13 protein-coding genes are annotated in these 15,863 nt (G+C 63.5%); 9 read left to right on the plus strand and 4 right to left on the minus strand.

Annotated features, from left to right (window positions below):
• Positions 1–131 precede the first annotated feature (131 nt).
• Positions 132–830: a hemerythrin domain-containing protein gene (locus AC07UC_RS06850; RefSeq protein WP_494904788.1), complete on the plus strand. Its 699-nt coding sequence runs from the start codon at positions 132–134 to the stop codon at positions 828–830.
• A 430-nt stretch (positions 831–1,260) separates the two neighbouring features.
• Here AC07UC_RS06850 and AC07UC_RS06855 read toward each other — a convergent pair whose 3' ends face one another.
• The gene (locus tag AC07UC_RS06855; RefSeq protein WP_202325496.1) at positions 1,261–2,211 is read right to left on the minus strand and encodes a glycosyltransferase family 9 protein; all 951 of its coding nucleotides are present in this window, start codon (positions 2,209–2,211) and stop codon (positions 1,261–1,263) included.
• A 261-nt stretch (positions 2,212–2,472) separates the two neighbouring features.
• Positions 2,473–3,894, minus strand: a complete 1,422-nt coding sequence (locus tag AC07UC_RS06860; protein WP_494904790.1) for a coniferyl aldehyde dehydrogenase — start codon at positions 3,892–3,894, stop codon at positions 2,473–2,475.
• A 171-nt stretch (positions 3,895–4,065) separates the two neighbouring features.
• Here AC07UC_RS06860 and AC07UC_RS06865 point away from each other — a divergent pair, with 171 nt between their 5' ends.
• Positions 4,066–5,712 (plus strand): sulfotransferase, encoded by a 1,647-nt coding sequence (locus AC07UC_RS06865; protein WP_494904792.1) that lies wholly within the window; start codon positions 4,066–4,068, stop codon positions 5,710–5,712.
• On the plus strand, positions 5,709–7,535 hold the full coding sequence (gene recQ / locus AC07UC_RS06870; RefSeq protein WP_494904794.1) for a DNA helicase RecQ: 1,827 nt from the start codon (positions 5,709–5,711) through the stop codon (positions 7,533–7,535). The genes AC07UC_RS06865 and recQ overlap by 4 nt, the downstream gene beginning before the upstream one ends.
• 150 nt (positions 7,536–7,685) lie before the next feature.
• Here the strand turns inward: recQ and AC07UC_RS06875 are convergent, their stop codons facing one another.
• Positions 7,686–8,138, minus strand: a complete 453-nt coding sequence (locus AC07UC_RS06875; protein ID WP_140776635.1) for a MarR family winged helix-turn-helix transcriptional regulator — start codon at positions 8,136–8,138, stop codon at positions 7,686–7,688.
• Between the two features lie 138 nt (positions 8,139–8,276).
• Between AC07UC_RS06875 and AC07UC_RS06880 the strand changes: the two genes are divergently transcribed.
• The 4 genes from AC07UC_RS06880 to AC07UC_RS06895 are packed head-to-tail and all read left to right on the plus strand — an operon-like array spanning position 8,277 to position 12,824.
• Positions 8,277–9,626, plus strand: coding sequence for an MFS transporter (locus AC07UC_RS06880; protein ID WP_494904796.1), 1,350 nt, complete (start codon positions 8,277–8,279; stop codon positions 9,624–9,626).
• A gap of 57 nt (positions 9,627–9,683) precedes the next feature.
• Positions 9,684–11,729, plus strand: a complete 2,046-nt coding sequence (locus AC07UC_RS06885; RefSeq protein WP_140776630.1) for an FUSC family protein — start codon at positions 9,684–9,686, stop codon at positions 11,727–11,729.
• Between the two features lie 7 nt (positions 11,730–11,736).
• The gene (locus AC07UC_RS06890) at positions 11,737–11,946 is read left to right on the plus strand and encodes a DUF1656 domain-containing protein (RefSeq protein ID WP_140776629.1); all 210 of its coding nucleotides are present in this window, start codon (positions 11,737–11,739) and stop codon (positions 11,944–11,946) included.
• The gene (locus AC07UC_RS06895) at positions 11,943–12,824 is read left to right on the plus strand and encodes an efflux RND transporter periplasmic adaptor subunit (RefSeq protein ID WP_494904799.1); all 882 of its coding nucleotides are present in this window, start codon (positions 11,943–11,945) and stop codon (positions 12,822–12,824) included. Before AC07UC_RS06890 ends, AC07UC_RS06895 begins: the two co-directional genes overlap by 4 nt.
• A 41-nt stretch (positions 12,825–12,865) precedes the next feature.
• Here the strand turns inward: AC07UC_RS06895 and AC07UC_RS06900 are convergent, their stop codons facing one another.
• The gene (locus AC07UC_RS06900; RefSeq protein WP_494904801.1) at positions 12,866–13,582 is read right to left on the minus strand and encodes a hypothetical protein; all 717 of its coding nucleotides are present in this window, start codon (positions 13,580–13,582) and stop codon (positions 12,866–12,868) included.
• Between the two features lie 199 nt (positions 13,583–13,781).
• Between AC07UC_RS06900 and AC07UC_RS06905 the strand changes: the two genes are divergently transcribed.
• Together AC07UC_RS06905 and AC07UC_RS06910 are read left to right on the plus strand one after the other, a co-directional pair.
• Complete coding sequence (locus AC07UC_RS06905; protein WP_494904803.1) at positions 13,782–15,188, plus strand: hypothetical protein; 1,407 nt, start codon at positions 13,782–13,784, stop codon at positions 15,186–15,188.
• On the plus strand, positions 15,185–15,856 hold the full coding sequence (locus AC07UC_RS06910; protein ID WP_494904805.1) for a DapH/DapD/GlmU-related protein: 672 nt from the start codon (positions 15,185–15,187) through the stop codon (positions 15,854–15,856). Before AC07UC_RS06905 ends, AC07UC_RS06910 begins: the two co-directional genes overlap by 4 nt.
• Positions 15,857–15,863: the final 7 nt, after the last annotated feature.

The following is a 15,863-nucleotide window of genomic DNA, read 5'->3' on the forward strand; positions in this document are numbered from 1 at the left end:
TTAGGAACAGGCATGCTCGCTTAGGAAGCATTTAGGAAGCATGTTCTTCAGCCCTTGAATAGAAGGCCTCGCGAAGCCGGCGCGATCAGTCATCGTGACAATCGGGACGCCGCACAGACGGGAGACCTTCAATGACACATGCAAGAATACCAGACCTCAATGGCCGCTATGATCTTTATGGCCTGATCCACAAAGGTCTTCGCAAGGCCCAATGCGAATTGCTTGCGCGCCTGGGCGGCGCGGATTTCGACGATGTCGCGGCGACCGCACCATTGCTGGCCGACCTTCGTACGATCCTTATGCTTGGAGCCAGCCATCTTGCCCATGAGGACCGGTATATCCACCAGCCACTCGAAGCGCGCGTGCAGGCTTCGACCGATCGCCTCGAGCACCAGCACGACGATCATCGGCTTGCCTTTGCCGAACTCGAGGACATGATCCGGGCGATCGAGGAGGCACCCCTTGATGCCCGAGCCAGCCTTGGTCGCCGGCTCTACATCGCTTTCACGGTCTTTGTCGGACACGATCTCGAACATATGCATGAGGAGGAGACGGTAACCGCGCCGCAACTTTGGGCGAACTTCACGGATGCCGAACTGCAAGGCATCGAAATGGCGATCATCGGGTCGCTCACGCCGGAAAAGAACCTCGCCTTCATGCGCCTGATGATTCCCGCCATGAACCGCAGCGAGCGTGCCGCGCTTCTGGGAGGCATGAAGGTCTCGGCGCCTGCCGAGGCGTTCGCCGCCGTCATCGAGTTCGCGGCGCGGCCACATCTGTCGCATGAGGATTTCTGCGACCTCTCCAGCAGACTTGGGCTCGCTGCCTGAAATTCGCACCGGAGACGCTCTCGGAGGCAGTTCGCGTTCGAGCGTAACGAATTCGACAGGGAATCAGAACCATGCACGACCGCCATGCGGCAGCCCTGGGCTGCACGATTTCAACCGGCCGGGCTGCTGCCCGCCGTGGAGGCTGCGGCGCATGCGCCGCGCATTGTCCGGCAAAGCTTGGCCGTGCCCGAGCAGCCGGTCGGCCGTCGGCGGATGACACGTGTTTCGCCGCCGGAGGAGGATCGCTGATCCACGCGCCGCTGGACAGCCGATGATGGAAGGTCACATCGTGGGCGGCAGCCTGGCGTTGCCGGCCAAACGGTTCCTCGATAGGGAACCCGCGCCTCGGACAAGGCGCGGGTTTGTTGCCTGGGCGCCAGTGGCGCCGCGGTACTCAAGAACATCACCGCAGGATTGGAAACCTGCCGGATCATAGTGAAGATAAACTTAATGCCGGCGCCGGGTGGTCGCGACGGCTGGCGGCAAGCAAGCGATGCGTGGCCTCGAGAATGGCTTCGACCGGTGCATCGGCGACGTTAGCCCTTCGTCCGCGTCTCGGCGCCGTCACCACCTCGACCATGTTCGACAGCGGCCGCCACCGCTCCAGATTGGCGCCGTTGTTGACGATCACCGTCGGCGTCATGACGGTGGCGAACAGGTGTCCAAGGCCGCCTTCCATGCCGACATAGGCGGCAGCCATCTCGCCAAGCGCCAGCAGGAGGTCGCCGAACGCCTCGACATCGAGCCCAAGTTCCGGACCAACCACCGAGAGACGGCTCTCCCTGGCTACCAGGGCCTGCGGCGTCGGTCCGTCACCGGGTGTCACCAGATACAGCACGTGGTAGCCGGCATCGATGAGATTGCCTGAAATGGCTGATATCTGGTCCTCGCTCATGAACTTGTTGCTCCTGGCGTTGCCGCCAAGCAGGACCAGCGGACGGTTGTCCGCGCCGACGAGCCGGCGCGCCATGGTCCGGGCGGAGTGCGGAACATCGAGCCTGTGGTCGAATGGCAGGTGCCGGCCGGCGAGGCGCTCGATCAGCCGGTGATAGCGCCAGGCATTGTGTTCGGGCCGCAAGGTCCATCTGGTGCCCCGGCGCAGCGACAGGAGATAGCCGGCAAAATTGGGCTCGTAGTGAACACCGCGGCCGAGAAGCTGCAATCCGGTCACCATCAGTCCGGGGACGCCTGTGCGGAAGTCGACGACCGTCTTCTGTCTGCCCGGCTGTGCGAATTCAGCGAGAATGTCGGAGAGCGGCTTCATCCTGAAGTCGTCGACGAGAGGAGCGGCATGCTTGCGCAACATGCCCGTGAGCGAAGACTTGCCCTGGCAGCCATAGACAATATGGCTTTGTGGGAAGGCCGTTCTTGCCGCCCGCAAGGCTGGTATCCTCAGCAACCCATCTCCGAGGGCGTCGTTGCGGACATAAAAAATCAACAGCGGCGCGGGCAAATCCATGACCAGGCGAGTCCGTCAGGTGTGATTTGGAGAGGGAGACAAGTTTCGGAAACGACTTTGCAGAAAGACAGCAAATCCCGGCTGAATCCAGAGGGAATATGCGTCAAACGTAATAATAGGGCCGTGTTGGCTGGTATTGCCGCCGTTCGCCCTACCAATCCGTCATGGAAGCGGCGAGATTGGTCAGGTGATATGCCTGAGCAGGCCGAAAAGCCGCTCGAACGTCTTGCCATAGGGCGGGCGCAGCAGGGCGCCGGCGCTCAGCCGCGACTGCAGGAAAACCGGCTTCTCGTTACTGAAGGTGCGGAAGCCCCATTCGCCGTGATAGGCGCCCATGCCGCTGGCGCCGACGCCGCCGAAGGGCTGGTTCTCCTGCACCAGATGCAGCATGCAGTCGTCGACGGTGACACCGCCGGCGACGGTCTCGCGCAGGATGCGCTGGCGGTTGGCGCTGTCATTGCCGAACCAATAGAGCGCCAGCGGCCGATCGGCCTGGTTCACATGGCTGATCGCCTCGTCGACCGTGGCGTATTCGACGATGGGCAGCACCGGGCCGAAAATCTCCTCGCGCATCAGCCGCAGGTCCGGGCCGGCATTGCTGACCAGGGTCGGCACGAATTTCCGGCTTGTCGTGCCGAGGTCTTCGCCGGCCGGGTTGATTTCGGTGATGGTAGCGCCGGCATCGCGGGCTTCCGCGATCATGGCGCGCAGGCGCTGGAAGTGCCGGTCGCTGATGATGGCGGTGTAGTCGGGATTGTCGCGCAGCGTGGGGTAGAGCCGCGCCACCGTGGCTGCGAGCTTGGCCGTGACCGTGCCTGCCTGCCCCTTGGGCACCAGCAGATAGTCCGGCGCGATGCAGGTCTGTCCGGCATTGAGCAGCTTGCCATAGGCAATGCTGGCTGTTGCCGCATCGAGATCGCAGGAGGGATCGAAGATCGCCGGCGACTTGCCACCGAGCTCGAGCGTGACCGGGGTCAGGTTGGCGGCAGCGGCGATCGCGACCTGGCGGCCGACCGTGGTCGAACCGGTGAACAGCAGATGATCGAACGGCATCGACACGAAGGCCTTGCCCATCTCGGCATCGCCGGTGATGACGCTCAACTCGTCGGGCGAAAAATGCTCGGCGGCCAATCTGGCCAACAACTCCGAGAAAGCCGGCGTCAGTTCGGACGGCTTGACCAGCACGCGATTGCCGGCGGCAAGCGCTGCCGTGACCGGCGCGACGGCGAGCTGGAAGGGGTAGTTCCATGGCGAGACGATGCCAACGACGCCGAGCGGCTGCGGCACGAGGCGATTCTTGCCCGGCAGGAACGGCAAGGTGGTGGCGACGCGACGCTCCCGCATCCAGCCTTTCAGGTGAGACAGCGCGTGACGGATGCCGGCACGCACGACAAACAATTCGGCGAGGCGGGTCTCGTGAGTCGAGCGGCTGCCGAAATCAGCGTTGATCGCGGCGCAAATGTCGGCTTCGTGCCGCTCGGTCAGCGCCAGCAGGCGCTTCAGGCGATCCTTCCGCACGCCCAGGTCCGGGAAGGGCTGTTTCTCGAAAGCGGCGCGCTGCAAGCCGAACCGCTCGCCGAGAACGTCCTGTCTCACCTGCAGCATTGCGCGCGCTCCTTGCTCCTGCCCAGCTTACATCAGGGCCAGCCTGAATCCAGCCAGGAGCACATGCCGCAAGGATAGGCGAGGCTCACATGGCTGTTTGACCTTCCGTTTGCATCCATGCCGTTGTATCGAATGCGGCAAGCTGAAATCTCCGACAAGGGCGCGTGGCGCATGATTCCGCAAATTCGTGTCACCGCCATGCGACACGGACCCGTCATTACGCCGGACATGCTGCCCGGCGATGACGGGGTCAACATCAACGGGCCGTCGCTTATCAGCATGCCTGACTGGGTGCCCGGTCGGCTTGGTGCCTACTATCTCTACTTCGCCGACCACACGGGGACCTATATCCGCCTCGCCTACTCCGATTCGCTGCATGGGCCTTGGCGCATCCACCCCGGCGGTGTGCTGTCTCTCGATCAATGTCCATTCATCGTCGGGCATATCGCCTCGCCCGATGTTCACATCGACCAGAAGCTGCGCCATTTCGTGATGTATTTTCATGGCCCGGCAGAATCCGGCGAAGGCCAGATTACCTTCGCCGCGACATCCGTCGACGGGCTTCGTTTCACTCCGCTTTCCGAGCCGCTCGGGCCGTTCTACGCGCGCATCTTCCGTTACGATGGCTGGTGGTACGGTTTGCTTGGAACGGGAACGATCACCGTCTACCGATCGAGAAACGGCATTTCGGATTTCGAACGCGGTCCGGTCGTGCTGCCTGCCATGCGGCAGGACCTCGCCCCGCGGCATGTCGCACTGCAGAAATCCGGCCGCTGGCTGCGCGTCTATTACACGCGTCGGGGCGACGCGCCGGAACGGATCCTTTACGGCACAATCGATCTCGCCGAGGATTGGCGGGACTGGACCGTTCGAGGCGACAGCGAAGTGTTGCGGCCGCAGACGGAGTTCGAAGGGGCCGACTTGCCGATCCGCCCCAGTCGGATCGGTCTGGCCCAGGGTAGGGAAAACGCGCTACGCGATCCGGCCATTTTTGAGCAGGATAATCAGACCTGGCTGCTCTATGCGGTCGCCGGAGAAAGCGGAATCGCCCTGGCCGAGCTTGGCTTTTCCGAGGTGTCAGCCGCGGCGCCCCGAAAGCCGATCGCGGCGTTACGCCGCCTTGCAAGGCGGCTTTTCTGGCACCTTCGACAGAAAGTGCCAATGCTGCCTTCGGCAATAAGATCCCAAAATAGAATTTTCATCGCCGGCTGCGCGCGCAGCGGCACCACGCTCAGCCTCGATCTGATGGGCTGTTTCGAGGATATCTATGTCCATCCCAGCGAAGCGCCTTACCAGACACTGATCGAACTGGATCGCTACCAAGCCAACCTGGTCGTAAAACGCACTTTCGTGAGCTATAGGGATCTCGAGGATTTGCCCGCCTCGGTCGGCCTGATCTATTGCGTGCGGCATCCTTTCGACGTGCTGACCAGCTCTCACCCGGAGACCGTTGATCTGCGGCCCTTTCACGTGACCATGGAGCGTTGGGAGGCTGAGTATGATGGTTTGATGCGGCTGCGACAGGTCCAGCCGGAGAGAGACATCACCTATTTGCGCTATGAGGACCTGATCGCCGAACCGGACATCGTGCAGGCGAGGATTGCCCGATCCTTCGGCTTGGCGCCGGCTACGCTCTTCAGTCGCGATGCAAACAATCCCATCAGGTCCACCTCGCTGAGAAAATGGGAGCGCAATGAAGCGTTCAGGACCTATCTGCGCGGCCTGCCGCCGTCGTTTCTCGAGCGCGTGGACAGCTTCTGCCGGGAGTTCGGCTATGACAATTCGGCCGGCATATTGACGACGGAATCGGCTGAATGACGCAGGCAACCGGCATCCTGGCCGAGGATCGCAAGCGGCGCGTGCTGAAGGACGTGTTCGGTTTCGACGATTTCCGCCCCGGCCAGGCCGATGTCATGGATGCGCTGCTCGGCGGGCGCCATGTGCTTGCCGTCATGCCGACAGGTGCGGGCAAATCGCTTTGCTACCAGGTACCGGCGCTGGTCATGGGCGGGCTCACCCTCGTCATTTCGCCACTGGTGGCGCTGATGCAGGATCAGGTCGCCGCCTTGCGGCTGGCGGGTGTTGGCGCCGATACGATCAATTCCTCGCTCGACCGCGAAGCCAATGTCGCGGCCTGGCGCCGCGTGGCGTCCGGCCAGACGCGGCTGCTCTATCTGGCGCCGGAGCGGCTGATGACCGAGCGCATGCTCGAGGCGCTATCGAGGCTCGACGTCAGCCTGATCGCCATCGACGAGGCGCATTGCATCTCGCAATGGGGACCGGCGTTTCGGCCCGAGTATGAGGACCTGTCGCGGCTGCGGCACATCTTCCCCAACGTGCCGATCATCGCGGTGACGGCGACGGCGGACGAGAGCACGCGCAGCGACATCGAGGCGCGGCTGTTCGCCGAGCGGGTCGAAACGCTGGTGCTGGGTTTCGACCGGCCCAACATCAAGCTGGCGATCGAATCCAAGCAGGACAGCAAACGACAATTGCTGCGTTTCATCGAGCGTCACGCCGGCAAGAGCGGCATCGTCTACTGCCTGTCGCGCAAGAAGACGGAGGAGATGGCGGCCTTCCTCGAGAAGAATGGCGTCACCGCGCTCGCCTATCATGCCGGCATGAGCAAGGAGGCGCGCGAGGCCAATCAAAACGCTTTCATGACGCTCTCCGGCGTCGTCATGGTGGCGACCATTGCCTTCGGCATGGGCATCGACAAGCCGGATGTCGCCTATGTCTTCCACACCGACATGCCGGGCAGCCTGGAGGCGTATTACCAGGAGATCGGCCGCGCCGGCCGTGATGGGCGCAAGGCCGAGGCGCACATGCTTTACGGCCTTGGCGATATCCGCATGCGACGGCTGTTCATCGACGACGAGGACGCGTCCACCGAGCACAAGAAGCGCGCGCATCGCCGGCTCGACACGCTGATCGGCTATTGCGAGACGGCGCAGTGCCGGCGTCAGGTGCTGCTCGGCTATTTCGGCGAGGAAGCCGAGCCTTGCGGCAATTGCGACAACTGCCTCGACCAGGTGCCGCGCGCCGATGGCGCTGCCGAGGCTCGCATCATCCTGGCGGCCGTCGCCCAGAGCGGCGAGCGCTTCGGCGCTGCCCATGTCATCGACATCCTGCTCGGCCATGAGACCGAAAAGGTGCTGGCCAGGGGCCATGAGAGGCTGGCCAGCTTCGGCGGCGGCGTGGCGCACAAGAAGGATTTCTGGCAGTCGCTGATCCGGCAGCTCGTCGCCGGCGGTTTCCTGGAGCCGGATCCGAGTGGTCATGGTGGCCTCGCCATCGCCGATAAGGGTCGCGCGCTCGGCCGTGGCGAGGTCCCGTTCCACTATCGCGTCGAGGTGCGCGGCCGCGCCTTGCGCAAGATGCGAGCGGCCGAGGTCGCGGGTGCCGAAGGCATCGATGCTTCGCTGCTGGCCATGCTCAAATCCCTGCGCTTGCGTCTTGCCCGGGAACGCCAGGTGCCGGCCTATGTGGTGTTCTCCGACCGCACGCTGATCGACATGGCCGAGCGCTGCCCGCGCGACCTCGACGCGTTCGCGGAAGTGAACGGAGTGGGAGGGGCGAAGCTCAAGGAATTCGGCGAGATATTCCTGGGCGCGATCGCGGCGCATCTGTCAGCGGCGTGACGCTGACGGCTTCCGGCGGCGCGCCGGCCGGCAGCTTACGGGGCAGATTCACTCGCCGGGACCTGGAAAGACGATCCGCCTGGCGGCAAGTGCACGCAGCCGGAAGGTGCCGGCAAGGCGTTCACGCCGGTATCGGCAAGGGTTTGCAATTCAGCTCCCGAGCCTGGTGGCGAGTTCGGCCTGGATTTGCCGCAGCACCGCCGAGGCGGTCTCGAGCTCGTCGTCGCCAATGAGAGAGACCAGTTCGTGGCGGAGCTCAGCCAGCACCGTGTTGATCGAACTCATCCGCGCCTCACCGTCCTTGGTCAAGGACAGTATCTTGGCCCTGCGGTCGCTGGGATCCTCACGCCTTGTGATCAGGCCTTCGGCCACCAGGAGATCGACGAGACGCACCAGCGAAGGCCCTTCGAGGCCGGCCTGTTCCGCGACCGCTCCCTGGCGAGCCTCACCGCCCAGTTGCCACAATGCCAGCAGCGGCATGGCCACGGCATGTGAAAGTCCGTAACGATCCAATCGCTCGTTGGCGGTGCGACGCCAAAGGCGCGCAACATTGGTTATCACCTGGCCGATCGTTTCGCGGCTTCTGGATCGTTCATTTTCCATTGCCAATCGTTCGCATACAATCTATTTGAATGCAATTGATACCAGCGAGATGGCGAAGCCGATCCTTCCATCTGTCCGCCAGGTGTCCGTTCTCAGCGTGAGGGATCGGCGTTCGCCGGCCCTTTTAGGTGTTTTCCGATGTCCGTTGCTTTCAGCGCAGTGCCCTCAGCTTCCACTCCCGCAAATCCGCGTTCGCGCGTTATCCTGGCGAGCCTGATAGGCACCACGATCGAATTCTACGACTTCTATGTCTACGCCACGGCTGCCGTGCTGGTGTTTCCTCACCTGTTCTTCCCGGCCGGCAACGACACGACGGCGCTGCTCGCTTCCTTTGCCGTGTTCGGCGCGGCGATGATTGCGCGCCCGCTCGGCGCGATCTTCTTCGGCCATCTGGGCGACCGGCGCGGCCGCAAGATCACGCTGGTTGGCGCGCTGCTCACCATGGGGCTGGCGACATTCCTGATCGGCCTGCTCCCAACCTATTCGAGCGCCGGATGGCTGGCGCCGGCCCTGCTGGTGGTGTTGCGCCTCGCTCAGGGTTTTGCGCTCGGCGGAGAGTGGAGCGGTGCCGCACTGGTGGCGACGGAGAACGCGCCGAAGGGAAAGCGCGCGGTCTACGGCACTTTCCCGCAGCTCGGCGCGCCGATCGGCTTCATTATCGCCAACGGCCTGTTCCTGATCATTGCCGCCGCGATGCCCTCGGACGACCCCTCGCGGCCGTCGATGGCGTTCCTTTCGTGGGGGTGGCGCATCCCGTTCCTGTTTTCGGTGGTCATGGTGGCCATCGGTCTGTGGGTCCGGCTCAACCTGGTCGAGAGCGCCGCATTCGACAATACGGTGCGCACGGGCCAGGTCAGAAAGCTCCCGCTGGCTTCGGCGGTCAGGACGCATTCGAAAGAGCTCGTACTCGGCACGTTCTACATGCTTGCCACCTATGTGCTGTTCTACCTGATGACGACGTTTTCGTTGAGCTATGGCCGCGCGGCGCCCTCGGCGGCGGTGCCGGGTCTGGGCTACAGCTACACGACCTTCGTGCTGATGATGATCATCGGCGTTGTCTTCTTCGGCGTCTTCACCATGGTTTCCGGCCCGTGGGCCGACCGCTGGGGCCGCCGCCGCACGCTGATCTGGATCACCCTGGCGATCGCGGTTTTCGGCCTGCTGTGGGTGCCGATGCTTCATGCCGGTACCGTTGGCGTCATGGCATGGCTCATCATCGGCTTCAGCCTGATGGGCATGACCTTTGGCCCGATGGGGGCGCTGCTGCCCGAGCTGTTTCCAGCCAATGTTCGCTACACCGGCTCGGGCATCTCCTACAATGTATCCTCGATCCTCGGCGCGGCCGTGGCGCCATTCATCGCGGTAGCCCTCTGGAGCTTCGGAGGCGGACCTTTCTGGGTCGGCGTTTATCTGTCGGCCATGGCGGTGCTCACCCTGATCTCCTTGTTGATCGGGAATGAGACGAAGGATGTCGACATCAACAATTAGGTTCAAGGAGCTTTCCGGACCCCGCCTGGGAGGAGCGGGCCAAAGAGCTGAAGCACAATGACGCTCCCTTCCTGGCAAGACTGGCTGTTTTCGATCAAGGCGTTCATCGCCTCGATGCTGGCGCTCTATATCGCGCTGTCGTTCGACCTGCCGCGCCCTTACTGGGCCATGGCCGCCGTCTACGTCGTGGCCAATCCGCTTGCCGGCGCGACCTCCTCCAAGGGGCTCTATCGCGCGCTCGGCACACTGATCGGCGCGTCGGCGTCCGTCCTTTTCTTGCCGATGTTCGTCAACTCGCCTCTGCTGTTGAGCATGGTCGTGGCGTTGTGGACTGGCGGGCTGCTTTATATTTCGATGCTGGACCGGACGCCGCGCAGCTATGTCTTCATGCTGGCCGGCTATTCGCTTCCGCTGATCGCGCTGCCGGCGGTCGATGCGCCCCAGACGATCTTCGATATCGCCTCGGCCCGGAGCCAGGAGATCATCCTCGGCATCGTTTGCGCCAGCGTGGTCGCGCAATTGCTGTTCCCGATCGGGCTGTCTTCGCTCTTGTCCTCGCGCATTTCCAACTGGCTTGGCGATGCCGCGGCATGGGCGGGCGAGATCTTGCGCGGCGAGGGCGCGCTTGGGGTAACCTTGCAGGCCCGGCAGAAGCTGGCATCGGACATTTCAGGGCTCGACATCCTTATCAGCCAGCTCGGATACGATGCCCATACGCGCGGCGTCACGCGACAGGCGCGACAACTGCGCGGACGGCTGATGTTGCTGCTTCCGCTGCTGTCGTCGCTCGATGACCGCATCCATGGCCTGAAGTCGCAGGACCGGGCGATCCACGAGGAGTTCTTCACCCTGCTCGGTGATGTCGGAACCTGGCTCCAGGCGGTGGACGGTCCGGACCGCGCCGTTCTATTCCGATCCCGTATCGCCGATTTGCGGCCGCCCGCGCACGCGGTTGATTGGGACAGCCTCATCCTTGACAGCGCCTTGGCCAGGCTGAGGGAGATCGTCGACGCTTGGCACGACTGCCTGGTGCTGAAAAAGCAGATTGCGACAGGCGATTCCCGGGGCGAGAGGCTCGCCTTCCGCCGTCGCCGCACCTTCTCGCGCACCCGCCATCACGACTACGGCATGTTATTCTTCTATGCCGGTTCCGTGATCCTCGCCGTGCTGGCGGCCAGTGCTCTGTGGATTTATTCGGGCTGGGCGGAAGGCGCCGGCTTCGTGCTCATGGTGGCGGTCGGCAGTTCGTTTTTCGCCGCCGCCGATCGGCCGGCGCCGCTTCTCCTGTCGATGTTCGTCTGGTGCACGCTCAGCCTGGCGGTCACCGCCCTCTACCAGTTCGCCATCCTGCCGATGGTTCAAAGCTTCCCCTTGCTGGTTCTCGTGCTGGCGCCGCCTTTCCTCGTGCTCGGCACGCTCATTCCCAGGCCTCAGCTCAGCATGCTGGCGATGCTGCTCACCGTGAACACCGCATCCTTCATCGCCCTCAGCGACCGGTTTTCCGCAGATTTCGTTTCGTTCGCCGGTGGCGGTCTCGCCGCCCTGGCGGGTGTGGGCTTCGCGCTGGTGTGGACACTGGTGCTGCGGCCGTTCGGCGGAGAGATCGCAGCCCGGCGACTGGTGCATGCCGGCTGGTCGGATCTTGCCCAACTCGCCGCCGGCGACCGCGTCGAGGACCAGCGCCGGCTCGCCGGCCGCATGCTCGATCGTCTCGGCCAGCTCGTGCCCAGGCTCGCGGGGACGGAGAACAAGGCGCTGTCGACGATTGATGGCTATGCGGAAATCAGGCTCGGCCTGAACATCGTGGAACTGCAGCGGATGCGCAACCGTCTCACGCCCGACGAGAGGCGCGAGGTCGGCACCGTCCTGTCGGCCGTCGCCGAGTTGTTCAAGGAGCGTCTGCGCCTCGGCGCTGCCGTCACCGCGCCGCCGCGGCTGCTGGCGCGCATCGATCGCGCCCTCGCCACGGTCGCGGGCCGTCAGGCCACGCCGGCGCGGCGGTCGGCGGACGCGCTGGTCGGGGTGCGACGGGCGCTGTACCGGAACGCCGCGCCACCGATCTATTCGACAATGCCGGAGCCCATGCTGCTGGTGGCGGAGTAGATCGATCATGCAAAGCGATATCAGCATAGCCGGCGTCTATCTGCCGGGTCTTCTTGTCCTGATGCTGGCGGCCTTCGTCGTGGCGCGGATGGTCTGGCAAGTGCTGTCGTGGACGGGGCTCTATTCCTTCGTCTGGCACAGGGCGCTCTTCAATTTCGCGCTCTACATCCTTATCCTCGGGGCGTTGTCCTCGCTTTCAAATCGGCTGTTGTCATGAAGTACCGCTTTCTGCGCCTTACCGGCAGGATCCTCGTCACCGCTACCGTCGTTGCCGTCGCTGGCGCCGTCGCCTGGAAGCTGTGGGACGACAACATGAATGCCCCATGGACGCGTGATGCGCATGTCCGCGCCGACGTCGTCGGCGTCACACCTGACGTGTCGGGCTTGGTGGCCGAGGTCATGGTCAAGGACAATCAGGCGGTGAAGAAGGGCGATGCTCTTTTCCAGGTCGACCGCCAGCGCTTCGCCGTGGCGCTCACGCAGGCGCAGGCTATGGTGGAGGGGAAGCAGGCAACGCTCGACCAGGCCAAGAGAAATCTCGACCGCCTTCAGCGCCTGACCGCTTCGGCGGTCAGCATCCAGCAGATCGAGGAAGCGCGGTCGACGGTGGCCGAGGCGGAATCGGAAAGCCTGCAGGCCAGCGCGTCGCGCGACCTGGCGCAGCTCAATCTGGACCGTTCCGAAGTCCGGGCGCCGGTGAATGGCATCATCACCAATCTCAGCCTTCGCCCGGGAGACTATGTCGCCCCCGGCACGGCCACCATGGCGCTCGTCGACACCGACACGATGCGCATCGAGGGTTATTTCGAGGAGACGAAACTTCCGCGCATAGGGATCGGCGCCAAGGCATCCATCAGGCTGATGGGATGGCCAAACGCCCTGTCCGGCCATGTCGCAAGCATCGCCGCGGGAATCGCGGACCGCGAACGCAGCTCGGGCACGCTGCTGGCGGACATCAATCCGACCTTCACCTGGGTGCGGCTCGCGCAGCGCGTTCCCGTGCATATCGTGCTCGACAGCGACGCGGCGACCAAGGCAAGGCTGGTTGCCGGAACCTCCGCAACGGTGACCATCGATCGCGCTACGGCGCAGTGAGCGCGCCCGCCTCGCGCGGCGCGGCGCTTGAACGGCGGCTCTTAGGGGCGGTGGCCCGAAGCGGGATGGTCATCGGACGGATCGTCGGTTGCGATGCCGCCACCACCGCCGGAGCCGCCGCCCATGCCGCCACCGCCCATGCCACCGCCGCCACCTTTCCCACCGCCGCCTGACGTGTCATTGCCACGCTCGTTCTTGCCGCGCGCGGTCGAGGCCGATGGCCTTGCCGGACCTTGTTGCGGGATCGTGAGGTCGGCCGGGATCGGGGCCAGGTCGAGGGCCTCGCGAATGAAATTGCGTAGCGAAACCACTAGGTCGTGCGTGTGCACGGGACGCCCGGCCACCATCTCCCGGATCGCGTGCTCGGCCAGCCGGACCTGCTCTTCGGTGCCGAGCAGCAGTATGTCCGACAGGCATGCCTCGACCGCGTCGCGGATGCGTCGCCCCCGTTCCGATCCCGAGATGCGTTCGCCACCGAGGTCGACGGCCGTGTCGCTTTCGACGGCAGGCCGCTCGCGAAAGTCGCGCAGATGGGCTGGATCGACAGCGAGGTTGCCGGTGAACGATCCGCCAAGCGTCTTGTAGGCGGCAATCAAGGTACGCAGCCGCTCGTTGATCTGGCGGTTCGTGCGTTCGCGGCGCTGCTGAATGGTGAACATCATCAGCAAGCGAATGCCGATGCTGATCAGCGTGAACAGCGCCAGGCCGATAAGGGTGGCAAGCAGGCTCTGCCAGGAGCTGAAATCGATGTTCCGCAAGGTGCAGCGTCCTCATTTGTTCCGCCTGCCGCGTTTTGTGTCGCATTCCGCCGGCATTGGCCAGGGAATAGCGGTCACGGCTCACGGCGCGGAGACGACTCCGGTTTTGACATGCTTTGCCAAAATACGTCATGCTGGCTTTGAAAGGGGGCTGATATGACGATCACGGATATATCCTCCCTCGCCGACTCGAATTGCCATGGTCGTGAGATCGTTTGCCGGCGGGCTGCAGTGCCGACTGGCTTCGCTCGCTGCCGAGAAATTGTGCCAGGATCCATCTGTGAGAATAGTTCTAGGAACCTATCAGTTCGATGATGTCGGCGGCAGCGAGACCTATGCAATAACGATTGCCGAACAGTTCCTGAAGCTTGGCCACGACATCACGATCTATGTGAAGGCACCTGGGAAGATGGCTCAGGTGGCCAGGGATCGCGCGATCAGGATTGCAACGGATCTCGAGCTGCCAACGCCCGATGTCGTGCTCAGCCAGGACGGCGTTGTCGCCTATGAGATGTCGGCCAGGTGGCCAGAGGTTCCTCACGCTTTTATCTGCCACAGTCCGCTTTTCGAATTGCAGACGCCTCCGGCTGTTCCTGGCGTGGTCGGCGCGGTTGTTGTCATGAGCGAGCGATTTGAAGATCGGCTTCGCGCCCTGGCCACGAAGCACCGGATTGTTCGCTTTCGCCAACCGATCGACGTGGACAGGCTGGCACCCCGCGGCGCAGCCCGCAAACAGCCGAAGAAAGCGCTTTTGCTGGGGAATTATCTGCAAGGCGAAGCAAAGCGCTTCCTGGTCGACGCGTGGAGTGGCGCCGGGGTCGAGTTCATGCAGGTCGGCAGCCCTGCCGGCACCAATTCCGCCGACATCGTCCAAGCCATCGCCGAGGCCGATATCGTCGTGGGGAAGGCCCGGGCGATCCTGGATGCCATGTCCTGCGGTCGCCCTGCCTATGTGTACGACGTCTTTGGGATGGATGGCTGGGTAACCCCACAGGTCTATGAGGCGATGGAGGCCGACGCGTTCGCGGGGCTCGCTTTGTCGCGCCCCTTTGAGCCCGCACAATTGGTCACCGATCTAGGTGCCTATGATCCCCTCATGGGAATGGCGAATCGGAAACTGGTCATGATGCATCACCATGCTCGAATCCATGCCCAGCAGATGATCGATCTGTGTTCGGATCTGGCAAAGCCGACGGCAAGCCGGACCACGCCGAAGCTTGAGCTCTCGAGATTGGTGGCGTCGAACTGGAGGTCTGAATCCAAGCTGCTGTCCGCCCGGATAACATTTGGACCGGTGGCCGAGCGCGCCAAAAGGGCCGAGGATGAAGTTAGCCGGCTTCGCGGCGAGAACGAACAATACCGCCGCACGATCGAGCAACTGACGAGGGAGCTCAACATCCCGACAGCAGGCGAAGAGCGAAACGAATTTCGGCGCCGGATGGCGGCGAAAGTCGACCGGGACCTCAAGGCTGATCAGGGCCAGTTGTCCGAAAACACCTGGGATGAACCGGGCGTGAAAATCCACATGTCCCAGATCAATCGTCGCGTCGTCATTGCGAAGATAAAGCGCCTGATACGCAAGCACTATCGAAGGCCGACAGAATGAACGAGTTGAAGAAGTCCGATCGCGCGCCCTACCTTATGTGCGCGGACGATGTTCAAATCGCGGACGACGTCTCCATAGGCGCCTATGTCGTCCTCTATCCCGGAACACGATTGGGCCGCGGGGCCCGTATCGAGCATGGCGCCATAATAGGCAGGCCAAGCCATTCCAATCCCGGTTCGGTTGCCCAGCCAACAGTTCAGCAGCCGACCGATATAGGCGAGAGAACCATTGTTGGCGCCTACGCCATCGTCTGCTCCGGGGCGATAACCGGCCCCGACGCCTATATCGGTGACCATACCCTGATCCGCGAAGGCGCGCGTCTCGGGGAAAGAACCAGCGTTGGTTTCTCCTGTACGGTGGGGAGCAAGTGCGTCATCGGAGAAAACACGAGAATTCAGGGGTTTTGCGGATTTCCGGCAGGGACCACTATCGAAAGCGACTGCGCCATCGGGCCCTACGTCGTCGCGCTCGCCACCACGTTCAGTCCCAACGGGAGGACACCTGACGGTCCCGTTATCGTTCGGCAGGGTGCCCGTATCGGCAGCGCCGTCCAATTGATGCCCGGTGTGGAAATTGGTGCCGGCGCGACGGTGGGCGCCGCCTCGGTGGTCACCCGCAGCGTCCAGCCCGGCGTGACCGTGCGCGGAACCCCGGCATCCGCAGTGTGACAAGAGA

Source organism: Mesorhizobium sp. GW821-FHT04C10, assembly GCF_059420305.1.

Excerpts from the sequence above, each read along its gene's own strand:
- AC07UC_RS06905 (WP_494904803.1), top strand. The coding sequence starts at position 13,782 with ATGGTCGTGAGATCGTTTGCCGGCGGGCTGCAGTGCCGACTGGCTTCG.
- AC07UC_RS06850 (WP_494904788.1), top strand. The coding sequence starts at position 132 with ATGACACATGCAAGAATACCAGACCTCAATGGCCGCTATGATCTTTAT.
- AC07UC_RS06885 (WP_140776630.1), top strand. The coding sequence starts at position 9,684 with ATGACGCTCCCTTCCTGGCAAGACTGGCTGTTTTCGATCAAGGCGTTC.
- AC07UC_RS06865 (WP_494904792.1), top strand. The coding sequence starts at position 4,066 with ATGATTCCGCAAATTCGTGTCACCGCCATGCGACACGGACCCGTCATT.
- AC07UC_RS06875 (WP_140776635.1), bottom strand. The coding sequence starts at position 8,138 with ATGGAAAATGAACGATCCAGAAGCCGCGAAACGATCGGCCAGGTGATA.
- AC07UC_RS06860 (WP_494904790.1), bottom strand. The coding sequence starts at position 3,894 with ATGCTGCAGGTGAGACAGGACGTTCTCGGCGAGCGGTTCGGCTTGCAG.
- AC07UC_RS06890 (WP_140776629.1), top strand. The coding sequence starts at position 11,737 with ATGCAAAGCGATATCAGCATAGCCGGCGTCTATCTGCCGGGTCTTCTT.
- AC07UC_RS06895 (WP_494904799.1), top strand. The coding sequence starts at position 11,943 with ATGAAGTACCGCTTTCTGCGCCTTACCGGCAGGATCCTCGTCACCGCT.
- AC07UC_RS06910 (WP_494904805.1), top strand. The coding sequence starts at position 15,185 with ATGAACGAGTTGAAGAAGTCCGATCGCGCGCCCTACCTTATGTGCGCG.
- recQ (WP_494904794.1), top strand. The coding sequence starts at position 5,709 with ATGACGCAGGCAACCGGCATCCTGGCCGAGGATCGCAAGCGGCGCGTG.
- AC07UC_RS06880 (WP_494904796.1), top strand. The coding sequence starts at position 8,277 with ATGTCCGTTGCTTTCAGCGCAGTGCCCTCAGCTTCCACTCCCGCAAAT.